This window comes from Paenibacillus sp. 11B (assembly GCF_030487755.1).
GTDB lineage: Bacteria > Bacillota > Bacilli > Paenibacillales > Paenibacillaceae > Paenibacillus > Paenibacillus vandeheii.
This window is the reverse complement of sequence record NZ_JAUKNS010000001.1, coordinates 1256902-1272693: the sequence shown is the minus strand read 5'-3', so window position 1 is coordinate 1272693 and position 15792 is coordinate 1256902. Positions and strand designations below refer to the sequence as shown.

The window sequence follows — 15792 nt, the reverse complement described above, 5'->3', positions numbered from 1 at the left end:
CATGCGTCGGGATATCACCGACGCTTATTTTGGGTGAGTAACCTGCGAAATTGCGGGAAGTTTAGTAGATAAGAATTGAAATTGGAAAGGATATGGATACAAACCATGCATTCAAGAGAACACATTCGCAATATTGCGATTATTGCCCACGTCGACCACGGGAAAACAACGCTCGTCGACAAGTTGCTCCAGCAATCCGGTACTTTCCGTGATCACGAAACGGTACAGGAGCGCGCAATGGACTCCAACGATTTGGAGCGTGAACGCGGTATTACGATTCTGGCCAAAAACACAGCTATTACCTATAAAGATTACCTGATTAATATTGTGGATACACCAGGACACGCCGACTTTGGTGGTGAAGTGGAGCGTATCATGAAAATGGTTGACGGCGTATTGCTCGTTGTTGATGCATACGAGGGTTGCATGCCGCAAACGAAATTCGTATTGCGTAAAGCACTTGAGCACAACCTGACACCTATCGTTGTTGTAAACAAAATTGACCGTCCAGCGGCTCGTCCGACTGAGGTTATTGATGAAGTACTGGACCTGTTCATTGAACTGGGTGCCAACGATCAACAACTTGAATTCCCTGTTGTATATGCTTCCGCATTGAACGGAACATCCAGCATGGAGAATGATCCTGCGAAACAGGATGACAACATGATGGCGATCTACAATACCATCGTTAGTCATATCCCACACCCTACCGAAAATGTTGAAGAACCACTTCAATTCCTCGTTACTTTGATGGACTACAATGAATACCTTGGCCGTATTGCCATTGGTCGTGTTAACCGCGGTGTGATCCGTCAAGGACAATCGGTAACGGTTATTATGCGTGATGGTAAAAGCAAAACTGCACGTATCGAGAAACTGTTTGGTTTCCAAGGTCTCAAACGTGTTGAGACAGAAGAAGCAGGAGCAGGCGACATCGTTGCGATCGCAGGAATCAAGGACATCAACATTGGTGAAACCATTGCTGATCCGAACAACCCAGAAGCACTTCCAGTTCTGAAAATTGATGAGCCTACATTGCAAATGACGTTCCTCGTGAACAACAGTCCATTCGCAGGTCGTGAAGGTAAATGGGTAACTTCCCGTAAACTGCGCGAGCGTTTGTTCAAAGAATTGGAAACTGACGTATCCCTTCGTGTTGACGAAACGGAAAGCCCGGATGCATTTGTCGTTTCCGGACGTGGTGAGCTTCACTTGGGTATCCTGATTGAGAATATGCGTCGTGAAGGATATGAATTGCAAGTATCGAAACCGGAAGTTATCATTAAAGAAGTTGACGGTAAGAAAATGGAACCGGTTGAGCGCTTGTTGATTGATATCCCTGAAGAAAGCATGGGTTCCGTAATGGAGAGCCTGGGCGCACGTAAAGCAGAGATGGTTAACATGGTCAACACAGGTAGTGGTCAAGTTCGTCTGGAGTTCCTGATTCCAGCACGTGGTTTGATCGGATATAGCACAAACTTCCTGACATTGACTCGTGGTTATGGAGTAATGAACCATGCATTTGACAGCTACGCTCCAGTAGTATCCGGTCAAGTGGGTGGACGTCACCAAGGTGTACTGATCTCAACTGAAACTGGTACGTCTACGTTCTATGGAATGATGGGCGTTGAGGATCGCGGTACGCTCTTCTTGGAGCCAGGTACTGAAATCTACGAAGGTATGATTGTTGGTGAACATACACGTGACAATGATATCGTTGTTAACATCTGCAAAGAAAAACAACTGACTAACGTTCGTTCTTCAGGTAAAGATGATACGGTTAAAATTAAAACTCCGATTATCTTCTCGTTGGAGCAGGCTCTTGAATATCTGAATGAAGATGAATATTGTGAGATTACACCGAAATCTATTCGTCTTCGTAAGAAGATCCTGAATAAATCAGAGCGTGAACGTGCAGAGAAACAACGTAAAATGGCTACAAAATAACGCCTAACGACAACTAAACTAGAAGATAAAAGTTAATGTTTGAGGATACACGGAAAGTAACGAAAGGTTTGTACAGCAAAAGTAGTGAAGGGATCGGAATCGATTCTGAAGAAGCGAAGCGCTCGCCTTTGTCTCCAAATTTTAACCTTTGAAGATTCGTTCAAGAAAATTTGGAGACAACAGCGATCGAAAGAACGATCCGAAACCGAAACGGTCACCACGCATGTACTTCCCTTGAGTTATCGAAAGGGTATAATCAACAATTAACTTATATTTAGCATGAACACGAAAGGAGCTGGCTGTGCATGCAAGCATGGTTCGCATCACACCCGATCGTAGCCTACATCGTCATCTTTGTATTGATTACTTACGTATATAACAAGGTGTTTCGGGTACGTCAGAAATTGCCACTTGGTAAGGAAATCGTTCTCTATATATTGATGGCGATGGGCACATTCATGCTTCTTGTTTTTCAAATCGACAAGCTGCCGATCATTCAATGTTTGTTGGTGGCGGTTGGTTTGATGCTGTTAGTGCGAGTGCGCTATTTCATTGAAGGTCGTCAAAAGAAAAAAGCGGAAGCTGCCGCTCGAAACTCATAAATTCTGTATAGTATAGACCATCCGTTTTCCCTAGGGAAAGCGGTTGTCTTATATATAGGCCAAAACAGATGTGATAAAGGTGTTGAAGATATGAACTCGAATTCGAACGGACTGCCTCCACGGAGACAGGCACCGACTCAATCCGGCGCTTCTGGATCGAAGAACGGTAAAGGCAAGCAACCAAAGAAGAAAAAACGGATGCGTACCTTTGGCAGACTAATTTTAAGTTTATTGGTTATTGCAATTGTGGTAGGCGGCGGATATGCGTATTGGGTATACAACCAGGTAGCGGATACGGGCATTGACAAGCCAGTACCTCCGGGGATGTCAGCCAAGACCAAACCGATTACGATGTTGTTACTAGGCACAGATAACCGTCCTGAGACGGGTACGTACCTTTCAGATGTGGTCATGGTTGCTTCTCTAAATCCGGAGACCAAGACGGCAACTATTGTGTCTTTACCTCGGGATACGCGTATTCAGTTGGATGGCTATAAAGCAAACAAGTTGAACTCCTACTATCCCAAATTCAAAGCACAAGAAAAAACCTCTGGCAAAAATGCAGAGGATCAGATGAAAGAAATGATGGGCAAATATTTGGATGTGGATATCAATTATACTACGGTCCTGAATTTTCAAGCGTTCCGTGATGCGGTCAATGCTGTAGGTGGCGTGGATGTAACGGTGGATAAAAACATGTGTTACAAAGATACGGCCGATGGCACAGATATTAATCTGGTAGCTGGCGCACAGCATTTGGATGGCAAAGAAGCACTTGATTTTGTTCGTTATCGTAAGTCGAACTGTAAACCAAAAACAGATGAATCCAACGATTTTGACCGAAATAAACGTCAGAATCAAGTGCTGAATTCCATGTTGGATCAGTTGAAATCATTGGGCGGTGTAACGAAGATTGGTAAAGTGATCGGTGCCGTTGATGAGAACATGACAACAGACGTGGAATCAGAACAAATGAAGAACTTCATCTCTACCTATTGGAATATTTCCAAATCGGATGTGCACTACACACCTGTAACCGGAGAATGGAGAAGTCCTTATGTGTATATCAACGAAACCGAATTGGCAACTGCCAAACAGGCGTTGAAGGATACACTCTCAGGTAAAGTAACAGCTTCTCCATCAGCCGAGTAACATGCATTCTTTTAGGATTGGAAGCAGCTTTGGTGGTATGATATAATAACATCAACAACGAATCAAGAATTGCATAAAGAAGATTAGGGGGCTGGTTGGATGTCCGAAGCCGTCACACAATTGACTGAATCTCTTTTACAGCAATTCAAGAACGAAACATTTGTGCTCTTGAGCACCGTGGACGTTGAAACTGGAGGTCCAACATCAACAGCAATCTCCTGGGTTTATGCGGAGAATGCTTCTACCCTGCGTGTGGCGATTGATCATCGTTCACGTCTCGTGAACAATATGATCGAAAATCCGGCTATTACCGTCACCATTTTTGGAGAAGAGATGGTGTATGCGGTAAACGGACGTGCTTCCGTACGACAAAATCCGTTACAGGATGTTCCGTTTAATATGTGCTGTTTCGACATTTCCATTGAAGCGGTAAGAAATGCGCTTTTTTATGGAGCCCAACTGTCCTCTGTGCCTCAATATGTCAAAATATATGATCAGCGTGCTGCTGAGAAATTAGATGAGCAGGTTTTTACTGCCATGAAAAAAGCCTAGTGAGAGATCACTGGGCTTTTTGTTGTCTTTTGTCAGACGAATGCAGCTGCTGCATTTGTTGTTTACGCTCTACATGTTCATCCGGATTTTGACGGACTTTGACATCTTTGGGCAGTTGGGGAATGATTCGGCCAACCATGTCAGCAAGTTCTGAGGCAAAACCGGATATCGGATGACCTTGACGAATATGCTCACCAATTTCCTTGATTCGTTCAGAAACATCGGCATCTGCGGTAACAATGGAATCCACACCTTCCGGATCTTTGCGGAGGGCTTCGGCAACAGAGTATTTAATGGTACCCACTCGTGCTCGTTCCAGTTCACCGTCAACATCAATGCCAACTACGGCTGTATTGCCAAGAATGACACAGTTGGCGTCTTTAACACCTTCCACTTGCTTGGCAAGTGTTTTGAGGTGGGTTACCCTTTTTTCATTTGGCATCCGATCAGCCGTGGTGTTGTTCTTGACGTTTTTCTCATGAACCTCACCTGTATTCTCGGTCAGATGATCCACAGCAGAAGGGTGCAACCGATCCTCCTGAGTATTGAGCATGTGAGATCCTTTACGTTGATCTTGCTGAGTTGTAACATTTCCTCCGTAGCCTTTGGCATGCTGACCTTGTTGCTGCGAGGCATTACGCGTAGAACTGTTGCAGCCTGTAAGTATAAAGATCAGAAGCAGCGTGCAAACCCAATATTTCATAAATGTTCATCCTTTCCTGGAGTTTTTCAGAATGGTTGACAATTATTTTGTCCTAGTCGAATACATTTATGTATGGGAGCATGATTGTCCATGCCGCTGCTGAAAGATCACACTATCCATGCCTTTAACGACGCCGCTTTGGAGGGGATTGAATGAAAAAGATTTTTGTATTGGATACGAACGTGCTTCTGCATGACCCCAATGCCATATTTGCCTTTGAAGAACATGAGGTAATCATTCCCGCGGTTGTACTGGAGGAAATCGACTCCAAAAAGAGAAATGCTGATGAAATTGGCCGCAATGCCCGCAATGTATCGAGACTTCTTGATGGATTACGTGAATTGGGACATTTGCACAGTGGGGTGCCTTTGGCTAATGGAGGCAATCTGAAAGTGGAACTGAATCACCGCAGTTTTGTGAAAGTACAGGAAATGTTTGGAGAAGTGTCCAATGATAATCGAATTTTGGCCGTCGCCCTGAATTATCAGATTGAGGAAAATGAGAAAGAGGTTGTTGAACGACAAGTGGTTCTGGTCAGCAAGGATGTGCTTGTTCGTATCAAAGCGGATGTACTCGGCCTATTCACACAGGATTACTTATCTGATCGGACGGCAGGTCTCAGTGAATTATATCCAGGATATACTGCACTGAAGGTTCATCCTTCGGTCATTGATGAGTTTTACACATATCGCTTTCTACCAATCAAACCGTTACAGTTGTCTTATTCGCTTTACCCGAATGAATTTGTAATTCTCAAGGATGAGATGGGAACCAATAAATCAGCTTTGCTCAAAGTAAATACAGAGGGAACGAAGCTGGAGCCACTTTTCCTGAGTAATGATAATGTATGGGGCATCAGTGCACGTAACGCGCAACAGCGTATGGCTCTGGAGCTGCTTCTGAATGATGACATTCCACTTGTCACGATTACAGGGAAGGCGGGAACGGGGAAAACCTTGTTGGCACTTGCAGCGGGATTACTTAAAGTGGAGGATGATCATAAATATAAAAAATTATTGATCGCCCGTCCGGTTGTTCCGATGGGGAAAGATATCGGTTATCTACCCGGAGAAAAAGAAGAAAAACTGAGACCGTGGATGCAGCCGATTTATGATAACTTGGAATTCTTGTTTGATACCAAAAAAGCAGGCGACATTGATAAAATTTTGATGGGTCTTGGCAGCATTCAGGTTGAAGCCCTCACTTATATTCGTGGGCGTTCCATACCAGGACAGTTCATTATCATCGATGAAGCACAGAATCTATCTCGCCATGAAGTGAAGACCATTGTATCAAGGGTGGGCGAAGGCAGTAAAATTATTTTGATGGGTGACCCTGAGCAAATTGACCACCCTTATCTGGATTCAGCAAGTAATGGTCTGACGTATATTGTGGAGCGATTCAAGCAAGAGGGGATCAGCGGACACATTATGTTGGAAAAAGGAGAACGTTCCAAGCTGGCTCAGCTTGCAGCGGATTTATTATAGGATTACGGGGAGTTATTTCCCGGAAAATGTTTCTATTTAACCGGCTCTTAGAGCCGGTTTTTTTGCTGAAAAAATAAAAATCACTTATTACACAGAACTCGATATGCTCGAAGTATGCAAAATATCGGAAAACTGTTTTTTGGCAGGATAGGACAAGAGCACTACTTATTTGTTACAATGAACGTTGCAGGAAAAAATTAGGGAGCAAGGAGGAGAAGTTAATGAAGCGTGGTCACCAAGTTGTTTTGTTTGCAGTACTGCTGCTTTCGTTAACGATTCTGTCTCCCAGCTTTGATTTTAGAGGTTCACAGCTTAATCAAGAACGGGATCAGGAAAAAGATGCATTTCCTAACACGTCATCTCGCAATGAGGATCATCATGCCCCGCTAGAGATTGTGGTGTCAATGTCTGAGACAGACTTTCAGTTGTTTAAAAGAATGGCTGATGAAGTAGCAGATTCTCAGCATGTGGAAATTAATTTGCGCAATTTAGAGCCGGATACATATAAGCGAGTGCTTGATAATCAATTTTCGGTAGGAGAGAGCGGAGATATTATTCTTCTGGACAGCGCAGAAGTTCAATACCATGCCAAAAAAGGACATCTGTATCCGTTAAACGGTACAACGCTGTCCAAGTCTTTGGGAGAGACGGTAGTGGGCTTGCGGGAAATGACAGAGTGGAATGGGTATCAATGGGGAATGCCGTTTGATTTTGATCCCTATGTAATGGCAGCTCGCTCTTCATTCCTAGACGAAGCCGGTTTGGCAGCATTGCCTGAAAGTAAGGAGCAGTGGATTAAACTTGTACAACAGGCAGCACAGGATAGAACGGATTTAATTAGAATAAACTTGAATGACCTTCACGCGGTAAGTGCATGGTTGAATCAGTTTGAACCAGGCATGGCCCCCGACAAAATCAAGAAAGCGCAAACTTCTTCCCAAACGGAGGCGTACCAACAGGTCATACAACTACTGGATCAGATCCAGCCTCATATTACGGGTGAATCAATAAATCCGACGCTTTCTGCTCCTAATGATCAGACGGATACTCCTATGGTAGTAACGTTACTGTCTCGTTTGTTAAGCGGAAATCAAGGCGTGGCAGGCAATCAGGGTTCAATGGAGAGGATAGCCATCAGTAAGTTGGAACCTTTAGGCTCAAGAAGCCTTGTTATCGCAGCTGGCTCACTTGAGGCGGAAGAGGCCAGCCGCTGGATTGAAGGTATGACTTCCTCTTCCGTGCAATCGGAGTGGTACAAGGAGGCTAACTATTTGCCAGCAAAGCAGCAAGAACTAGATCTTGAGTCACAGAAACTAATAACAAAATATGGTGCCACTGATATAAAATCTTGGGTTCCAGCTGAATCTTCACAGTCTGTAATGACTGAAAGCCTTGTACAGACTGCTGCCTTTCAAAAGAAGGTTCAACAACTACTTGCGGGAGAGATCACGGCGAATCAATACGTAAAAAGCATTATCGCTCTGCAGAGCGAATCAAAATGAAATAGCAAGCTTCACTTCAAGTATGCCTTCACTTGTGGATACCTCAGTGGCTTTGACAAACGACAGAATTTTCTGTGGGTAAAATCCGAGATCAAATTCCCGTTCCAGCATACGACGTGTAGTATCGGGGAGCTCTAACTGATTAAACACAAGTTTATCCACATGAAAGCGAATCGAATTCTGAGGTTCACTCTCGACCGTATAATGGCCTTCAATACTTAATTGCAACTGATCACGCTGTCCCGAGGCGGTAATCTGATCTTTTTCAAACTTGAAGGCGAAGTCTTCGAAGATGGGGTTTTGGGAACGAAGAAACGTATTCAGTTCATCTTGTCCAATTCGAATGGTGTAAGATGTTCCGGTAGTAGAGATGCCCCCGTTTTGTTCCTGGATAAATTGTGGCAGGTTCTGCATGGCTGCTGCCAATGCTTTGAAGTATCGCTTGACCTCGTATATGCCGATGTTCTCCCAATAGATGGTTAACTCATCCATCAATTTTTGCATGGCTGCAGCATCCCCGCTGGCGGCTACTTTTCCGTCCACTTCTTTTTGTAAGGCAAGTACGCGTTCACGTTGATTTTGAAGATTATTTTTGAGTTCAGACAGTTCTGAAGAGGTTTGGTTAATCTGGGCAGATGTTTGCTGCATGGAACGATATCGATCCTGATACTTGTCCAGAACAGCCTGATCCCTGCCAATAATAATCTGATAGTAATCGTATAGAACAAACAGGTCTTTAAAGGATCTTGCCCCCAGAACCGTCATCAAGAGACTATCACGCTCCCCGGTATAGTAGGATCTTACAACTGAACCTGCACGGTCTTGCTGAGTATGTATCTGTTCTTTCTGTTCCTGAAGCTGAATGGATAACGTCTGACGCTGTTCGTCCAGCTGTTTTTGTCTTTCTGCAATACGTTCGATTTCATGATCGATTTCGACGATGGATAGGCTTTGTTGCAAAATTTCGCGTGTATCCTCAGAGGAAGGCTCTCCGTAGGCATAAGTCCAAGGTAGCTGGATCAAAAATATAATGCATACAATAAAGCCAGGAATGCCGTATCGACGTTTCACCTATCATTCTCCTTTCCTTATCTAAATAGATGCGAACAGGCTTATCTCTTCCAGACAATATATGAAATAGATACGTGAATTATCCGTAGTGGTTACATAACACAAAGAATAGTCATTTAATCTGAAAACGACAAAAAAGCAATCCGACTATAGCCGGATCGCTTTGATGCTGCTGGCGGATTAAAGCGGCAATCCCATTTCGAATACGGTCCAGTAGCTGAACCCGGTGAAAGTCACGATCATATAACCCCAGAAGAGCAATATGTACGTACGTTCGGTGAATTTCAAATATCCCAAAATGACAAAAAACGCAGTCTGCAGGAAAAAAAGCAAAGCCATTTCGACCAAGTCTCCCGCAAAAGCCATTAGGCCAATCGCTAGCGTGAAGAACCCGAGTACCCGAAACATGCGCGCCACGGTAAGTCCTCCTCTCCTATGTACGTTCATAGATTGTCTACACAACATTATACCGGGAAAGGAAAATGGTGTAAACAAATTTGGATATGAAAGCGAATTCTTTTTAGCCAAAACGAGTTAACGTATGGTTTGTTTTGTATATGCAACGTATGAGCACACATAAATGTGGAAATACATTTTAGTATGAAATCAATTCTATGAACTCTATGAGAGGCATAAGAATGAATGAAGCAGCTTTTATACCTAATTCACATGCCGGGAAATCGGTTATGGGGACGGTTATTTTAGGATGTTGTTAGGAGGGTATTATAGCATGACTGCAGTGAGACAGGATGCTTGGAGTACAGAGGACGATTTGATTTTGGCAGAGGTTACTTTGCGTCATATTCGGGAAGGAAGCACACAACTGGCTGCTTTTGAAGAGGTTGGCGAAAAAATAGGCAGAACCTCTGCCGCTTGCGGTTTTCGCTGGAACAGCTGTGTACGTAAGAAGTATGAGTCTGCCATTAGCAATGCTAAGGCTCAACGACAAAAGCGGAGTTATCTTCGCAAACAACCGGTTTTGCTTGGACCACAGGTAGCAGCTTTGTCTACCCTGGATACGGAAGAAAATCTGTACAAAGCGGATGGGATTTCGGAAGACTCTCTATCCATTGATGCGGTTATACGATTCTTGCGGCAATGGAAGGGAACAGTGCAGGAAAACGGTCGCCAGCTAAAGATGCTTGAGAAAGAGCTTCGTGAAAAAGAGGATGAACTTCATGAACTGCGTTGCGAGAATGACCGTCTGTCCAAGGAAGTGAATGAAGTACAGACCGATTATCGTGTCGTAAATGACGATTATAAAGCATTGATTCAGATTATGGATCGTGCTCGCAGACTCGCATTTCTGACGGAAGAAGAAGAGGAACTCAAAACGAGATTCAAAATGGACGCCAACGGGAATCTGGAACGAATTGAATAATCGGAAAATGTATTTGTGGATCAGCATTAGATTAGGCCCGTCACACCTCCGTTACATAACGGCGGGTATGACGGGTTTTTTGTTTACTGTTTTTGTTCTATTATAGATAAAAGCAACTATTGGAGCAGAGGTAGGGATGCAGCATGATCATTGACGTTGTAGGATCAGGGTCACTGGGTCTTTTGTATGGAGGAAAGCTTCAGGACGCAGGTAATGAGGTTCGATTTTGGACCAGAACGGCTGAACAGGCGGATAAACTAAGTGTAGAAGGATTTAAGATCATCGAAAGGGAGAAAACCATCCAGATTCTACCTGACTATATCCAGGTCAAGCCGATTACGGAGTTAACCCGAGTGTGGAAAGACTTACCTGGAGATTGGCTATTATTAATGGTGAAGCAGACAGCAATACATGATGTTATTCGTGAAATTAGTTCGTTGGAGAAGCAATCCATAAACATCGCATGTTTTCAAAATGGGGTCGGTCATCTAGATCATGTACAATCCAACTTGCCGCACTCCAATATATACAGCGTCATAACCACGGAAGGGGCGAAACGTCAGCAGGATGGAGTCGTTCGTGCTGGGAAAGGGGAGACCTGGGTAGGAAAAAGTGAAGAGAAACCTTACTCAGCCCTAATGCCAATGGATCAGAATGAGTCCATTCGTTTACAGGGACTTTTGCAACAGGCAGGATTTGGCTGTACAGTGTCGAATGAAATCGATAAGCTTATTTATAGGAAGCTGTTAATCAATGCTGTCATTAACCCACTTACTGCGATATGGCGTATTCCCAACGGTGAGTTAATTAAAAAGGAAGAGCGAATTGTATTTATGCGTCAGCTATATGATGAGGCGTCAGGAGTATACAAAGCAAACGGGATAATTCTAGATGTAGATGTGTGGGAACAAATACTCTCCGTCTGTCGTTCTACAGCCTCGAATACATCTTCCATGCTTTCGGATGTTCTGCATGGACAACCAACGGAGGTGCAAGCCATTAACGGACAAATCGTAAGGCTGGCGAGTCAATGTGGCCTGACTGCACCGATGCATGAAGTACTGCTTCATCTGATTGAAGGTATGCAACCGGAAGGAGTGAGTTAATGGGATTTTTTATAGTGCTGAGCATCTTGCCGTTCTTTCCGTTTTTTCTGGTTTATTGGATCATGTATGGATGGAAGAAAGATAAGCGTGTGGCGTTGCGCTCGGCCATGGATGTGACAACCGTATTCCTTATTTTCTCTGTGTCGGCGTTATTCAACTTAACATTTGATTCGAATTTTGGATTTTATTTAACACTAATACTCATACTAATAGCACTTGGATTCATCGGCGGAGCACAAAATCGACTCAAAGGTAAGGTCGATGGGGGTAGAATGTTCCGGGCCGTTTGGCGCATGGCTTTCGTAATAATGAGTTTTGGGTACGTTTTGTTTACTATATTTGGACTATTTAGATACTTTTTGAAACAGATGTGAGGATACATAACGCAAAAGGGCTAAAAAATGTGTCGATTTTGTCGAAAACTGAAAAAAACATTACTTTCTGAAAAAGTAATGTAGATTTTTTTGACCGGTGGTTGTATAATCTATAAACATATACCACATCAATTTAGGGGGAAAGTGTTAGATGAAAAGGAAAAGTCTATTAGTCCTTTTGACGCTGATTTTGGCGTTCGGTACCGTACTTGCAGCGTGCGGTTCGAAAAACGAAGGCACAGGTAACACCGATAATGGTTCTGCAACCGAAGGAAATGGTCTTGCTAAAGATCAAGTCTTGAAAATTAACCTGTCAGCTGAACCTCCTACGTTGGACCCGGCTCAAGCAAAAGACAGCCAAACCAACACTGTTCTGAAATTCTTGTATGAAGGTCTTGTGCGTATCGGCGCTGATGGCAAAGAAGCTCCAGGCGTTGCTAAAGACTGGACAATCTCCGAAGACGGCCTGAAATATGTTTTCAACCTGAACCCGGATGCTAAATGGAGCAACGGCGATGCAATCACTGCCGAAGACTTTGTACGTTCTTGGGAACGTGCTTTGAAACCGGAAACAGCTTCTCCATATGCTTACCAATTGTATTACATCAAAGGCGCTGAAGGATTTAACCGCAGTGTTGATGAAACATTCAAAGGCACTAAAATTACTGATTTCTCCCAAGTAGGGGTTAAAGCTACTGATGAGCACACGTTGGAAGTGACGTTGGAAAACCCAACACCTTACTTCTTGGGTCTTACAGCATTCTACACGTACTACCCAGTACACAAGTCTGCTGACACGAATGACAAATTCTTTACAGACTACAAAAACATGATCGTTAACGGACCATTCACAATGGATCAATACGCTAAAGGTCAAAAAATCGTCGTGAAGAAAAACGAAGGCTACCATGCAGCTTCTGATATCAAATTGTCTGAAATCAACATGTCCCTGACAAACAGCAGTGCTTCCGAACTGCAAGCTTACAAGTCTGGACAATTGGACTATACAGGTGCACCTAACGGTGAAATTCCTTCCGACCAAATTCCTTCTGTAAAAGCGGAATTGCCGGACGAGTTTAAAGCTACTGGTATTGCTAGTACGTACTACTATCAGTTCAACGTTAATGAAGCTCCATTTAACAATGTTAAAATCCGTAAGGCTTTTGCAATGTCAATCGAGCGTCAATTGATTGTTGACAAAGTAACACAAGGTGGACAAATTCCAGCTTTCGGCTTTGTACCTCCAGGTATCCGCGGTGAAAACGGCGAATTCCGTGATGAGCACAAAGATGACTACTTCACTGAAAACGTAGAAGAAGCTAAGAAATTGCTTGCTGAAGGTATGAAAGAAGAAGGTTACACAACATTGCCAGCAGTGACATTGATCTATAACACTAGTGACGGTCACGCGAAAATCGCTCTTGCTGTTGCTGACATGTGGAAGAAGAACCTTGGTGTTGACGTGAAAACGGAAAACCAAGAGTGGGGCGTATTCCTTGAGAACCGTCAAAACCAAAACTTCCAAGTGGCTCGTGCAGGCTGGTCTGCGGACTATAACGATCCATACAACTTCTTGGAAATGTGGACTACTGGAAACACAAACAATGATTCCAAATTCAGCAACGAACAGTATGACAAAGATGTTAAAGAAACTGTAAAATCGGCTGATCCAGCTACGCGTATGGCTGCATTTGCTGATGCAGAGAAAGTTCTGATTCAAGATGAAATGGGCGTAATGCCGATCTATTACTACACAAATGTATCTTTGACTAAGCCTTACCTTAAAGGCGTACAACTTGATTTCAGTGGAGCAATTGACTTCACTCGTGCATATCTGGAAGAGAAATAAGTTGTTCTGAAGTCTATATGATTACTTCGGGATATATATGTGGAATTCCATATATATCCCGATTTTTTTGTATGTGCACCGATTTTCCTTATAATTCTTGAAATTTCCGATAAATGGATTGGACATTATTCTTGTCTAATTCTACAATCGATTTGTATACAAAATATTGTTTGTGGAGGTGTGCAAGGGTTGGTTAAGTACGTGCTGAAAAAACTACTATTTATGCTGCTATCGCTTTTCATACTCGCATCAGCAACCTTCTTCCTGATGAAGGCCATTCCAGGTGACCCTTTTACATCCGAGAAAAAAGTCTCACCTGAAATTCGGGCACTTTTGGAAGTGAAGTACGGTCTGGACAAACCGATGTATGAACAATACCTGAAGTATATGGGTGGAATCATTCAGGGTGATTTCGGGGTTTCTATGAAATACCTGAATCAAGATGTATCTGGTATGATCACTCAAACGTTTACAGCATCGCTGAAGCTTGGAATCTTTGCAATTATTATCTCAATTGTTGTGGGTGTCTTGTTGGGGCTTCTTGCCGCCGTTTACCATCGCAAGCTGATTGATGATATTACGATGATCCTCGCTGTTATCGGGATTGCTGTACCGAGTTTCTTGCTCGCATCCCTGGTACAATATGTGTTCGCATTCAAACTCGGCTGGTTTAACGTTATGGGCTTCGATGGCCCACTCGACTATGTGCTTCCTGTTGCAGCTTTGTCTGCATCACCAATTGCCTTTATCGCTCGTTTGACGCGTTCAAGCATGTTGGAAGTGTTGCATGCCGATTACATCAAGACAGCCAAAGCGAAAGGCTTGAAATGGCCTGCTATTATGTTTAAACACGTTTTACGGAACGGTATTCTGCCAGTCGTTACTTATGTTGGTCCAATGACAGCGAATATTATTACAGGTTCCGTTGTTATTGAACAAATCTTTAACATTGGTGGAATTGGTAAAGTATTCGTAGAGAGTATTACGAATCGTGATTATACGATGATTATGGGGATTACAATCTTCTATGGTATTCTCTTGATGCTTGCACGTTTCCTGACGGATATTGCTTACGTGCTGATCGATCCTAGAATTAAGCTAGAAAGCCGGAAGGGGGCATAACGTTGTCTGGCACGAATAAAAACAATAATGAAACGGTGAACACAGGCCTGGATAGTCAGGCAGCGTTGAAATCGCAAGAGAGTGTATCGCTATTCAAAGACGCTATGTATAGACTTGCAACCAACAAGGCCGCTATGATTAGTTTGGCTGTTCTAGTCCTTGTTGTCATTTTCTCTATGATTGGTCCAACTTCGTTGTTCTCAAGCTATAATTATTATTCCAATGATTTGTTGAATGCCAATGCCGCACCGAGTGCGGAACACTGGTTTGGAACAGATGAACTCGGTCGTGATGTATGGGTAAGAACCTGGGTAGGTGCACGTGTATCTCTTACTGTAGGTCTAGCTGCTGCTTTAATTGACCTTGTTATCGGGGTCATTTATGGAGCGATTATGGGCTTCTACGGTGGACGTGTTGACGGCATCATGAACAAGTTCTCCGAGATCCTGTACTCCCTGCCTTACATGCTCGTTGTTATCTTGTTGCTGGTTGTATTGGAGCCAAGTCTGACAACGATTATCATTGCACTTACCATCACAGGCTGGATCAGTATGTCCTGGATTGTACGTGGTGAGATTATGCAACTCAAAAATAGAGACTTTATCCTTGCTGCTCGTTCCATGGGCGCTAGCACAGGACGTCAGCTTTTCCGTCATTTGTTGCCAAATGCTATTGGACCCATTCTCGTCACATTGACGTTGTCCATTCCAAATGCGATTTTTGCTGAAGCATTCCTGAGCTTCCTCGGATTGGGTGTATCTGCACCTAAATCTTCCCTTGGATCCATGATCAATGATGCACTTACAGGCTGGACGCTGTATCCTTGGCGGATGTGGTTCCCTGCAGGTTTAATGGTTATGACAATGCTCGCATTTAACTTGCTTGGTGACGGCTTGCGCGACGCGCTTGATCCGAAATTACGTAAATAGAAATAGGAGGTGGGA

Annotated in this window: 15 protein-coding genes; 12 read left to right on the top strand and 3 right to left on the bottom strand. The window is 43.5% G+C overall.

The annotated features are described in order from the left end of the window. The first annotated feature begins 105 nt into the window (after positions 1-105). From typA to Q0V21_RS05630, 4 genes are all read left to right on the top strand, one after another. Positions 106-1947, top strand: a complete 1842-nt coding sequence (gene typA / locus Q0V21_RS05645; RefSeq protein ID WP_301877930.1) for a translational GTPase TypA — start codon at positions 106-108, stop codon at positions 1945-1947. Between the two features lie 305 nt (positions 1948-2252). Next, entirely contained in the window at positions 2253-2549 is a 297-nt protein-coding gene (locus Q0V21_RS05640; protein WP_079349632.1) for a YlaH-like family protein, read from the top strand. 90 nt (positions 2550-2639) lie between these two features. Continuing rightward, the gene (locus Q0V21_RS05635) at positions 2640-3701 is read left to right on the top strand and encodes an LCP family protein (protein ID WP_301877929.1); all 1062 of its coding nucleotides are present in this window, start codon (positions 2640-2642) and stop codon (positions 3699-3701) included. A gap of 99 nt (positions 3702-3800) precedes the next feature. Then, complete coding sequence (locus Q0V21_RS05630; protein WP_079349630.1) at positions 3801-4253, top strand: pyridoxamine 5'-phosphate oxidase family protein; 453 nt, start codon at positions 3801-3803, stop codon at positions 4251-4253. A 7-nt stretch (positions 4254-4260) separates the two neighbouring features. On the opposite strand, the gene Q0V21_RS05625 is transcribed toward Q0V21_RS05630, so the two are convergent. Next, positions 4261-4956, bottom strand: coding sequence for a YhcN/YlaJ family sporulation lipoprotein (locus Q0V21_RS05625; RefSeq protein ID WP_024628439.1), 696 nt, complete (start codon positions 4954-4956; stop codon positions 4261-4263). Between the two features lie 152 nt (positions 4957-5108). Between Q0V21_RS05625 and Q0V21_RS05620 the strand changes: the two genes are divergently transcribed. Continuing rightward, complete coding sequence (locus tag Q0V21_RS05620; RefSeq protein WP_024628438.1) at positions 5109-6443, top strand: PhoH family protein; 1335 nt, start codon at positions 5109-5111, stop codon at positions 6441-6443. A gap of 221 nt (positions 6444-6664) precedes the next feature. Further along, positions 6665-7945: an extracellular solute-binding protein gene (locus tag Q0V21_RS05615; RefSeq protein ID WP_301877927.1), complete on the top strand. Its 1281-nt coding sequence runs from the start codon at positions 6665-6667 to the stop codon at positions 7943-7945. Here Q0V21_RS05615 and Q0V21_RS05610 read toward each other — a convergent pair. Further along, complete coding sequence (locus Q0V21_RS05610) at positions 7937-9016, bottom strand: coiled-coil domain-containing protein (RefSeq protein ID WP_301877926.1); 1080 nt, start codon at positions 9014-9016, stop codon at positions 7937-7939. The genes Q0V21_RS05615 and Q0V21_RS05610 overlap by 9 nt on opposite strands. Positions 9017-9196: 180 nt before the next feature. Next, complete coding sequence (locus Q0V21_RS05605; protein WP_017687281.1) at positions 9197-9433, bottom strand: DUF2626 domain-containing protein; 237 nt, start codon at positions 9431-9433, stop codon at positions 9197-9199. Between the two features lie 313 nt (positions 9434-9746). On the opposite strand from Q0V21_RS05605, the gene Q0V21_RS05600 reads away from it, so the two are divergent. From Q0V21_RS05600 to Q0V21_RS05575, 6 genes are all read left to right on the top strand, one after another. After that, the gene (locus Q0V21_RS05600; protein WP_024628435.1) at positions 9747-10397 is read left to right on the top strand and encodes an RsfA family transcriptional regulator; all 651 of its coding nucleotides are present in this window, start codon (positions 9747-9749) and stop codon (positions 10395-10397) included. 143 nt (positions 10398-10540) lie between these two features. Beyond that, positions 10541-11503 (top strand): ketopantoate reductase family protein, encoded by a 963-nt coding sequence (locus tag Q0V21_RS05595; RefSeq protein ID WP_301877925.1) that lies wholly within the window; start codon positions 10541-10543, stop codon positions 11501-11503. After that, complete coding sequence (locus Q0V21_RS05590) at positions 11503-11877, top strand: DUF3397 domain-containing protein (protein WP_079349626.1); 375 nt, start codon at positions 11503-11505, stop codon at positions 11875-11877. Before Q0V21_RS05595 ends, Q0V21_RS05590 begins: the two co-directional genes overlap by 1 nt. A 151-nt stretch (positions 11878-12028) precedes the next feature. After that, positions 12029-13726: a peptide ABC transporter substrate-binding protein gene (locus tag Q0V21_RS05585; RefSeq protein ID WP_079349625.1), complete on the top strand. Its 1698-nt coding sequence runs from the start codon at positions 12029-12031 to the stop codon at positions 13724-13726. 189 nt (positions 13727-13915) lie between these two features. After that, complete coding sequence (locus Q0V21_RS05580) at positions 13916-14848, top strand: ABC transporter permease (protein WP_079349624.1); 933 nt, start codon at positions 13916-13918, stop codon at positions 14846-14848. Between the two features lie 65 nt (positions 14849-14913). Then, complete coding sequence (locus tag Q0V21_RS05575) at positions 14914-15777, top strand: ABC transporter permease (protein WP_373456220.1); 864 nt, start codon at positions 14914-14916, stop codon at positions 15775-15777. Positions 15778-15792 lie beyond the last annotated feature (15 nt).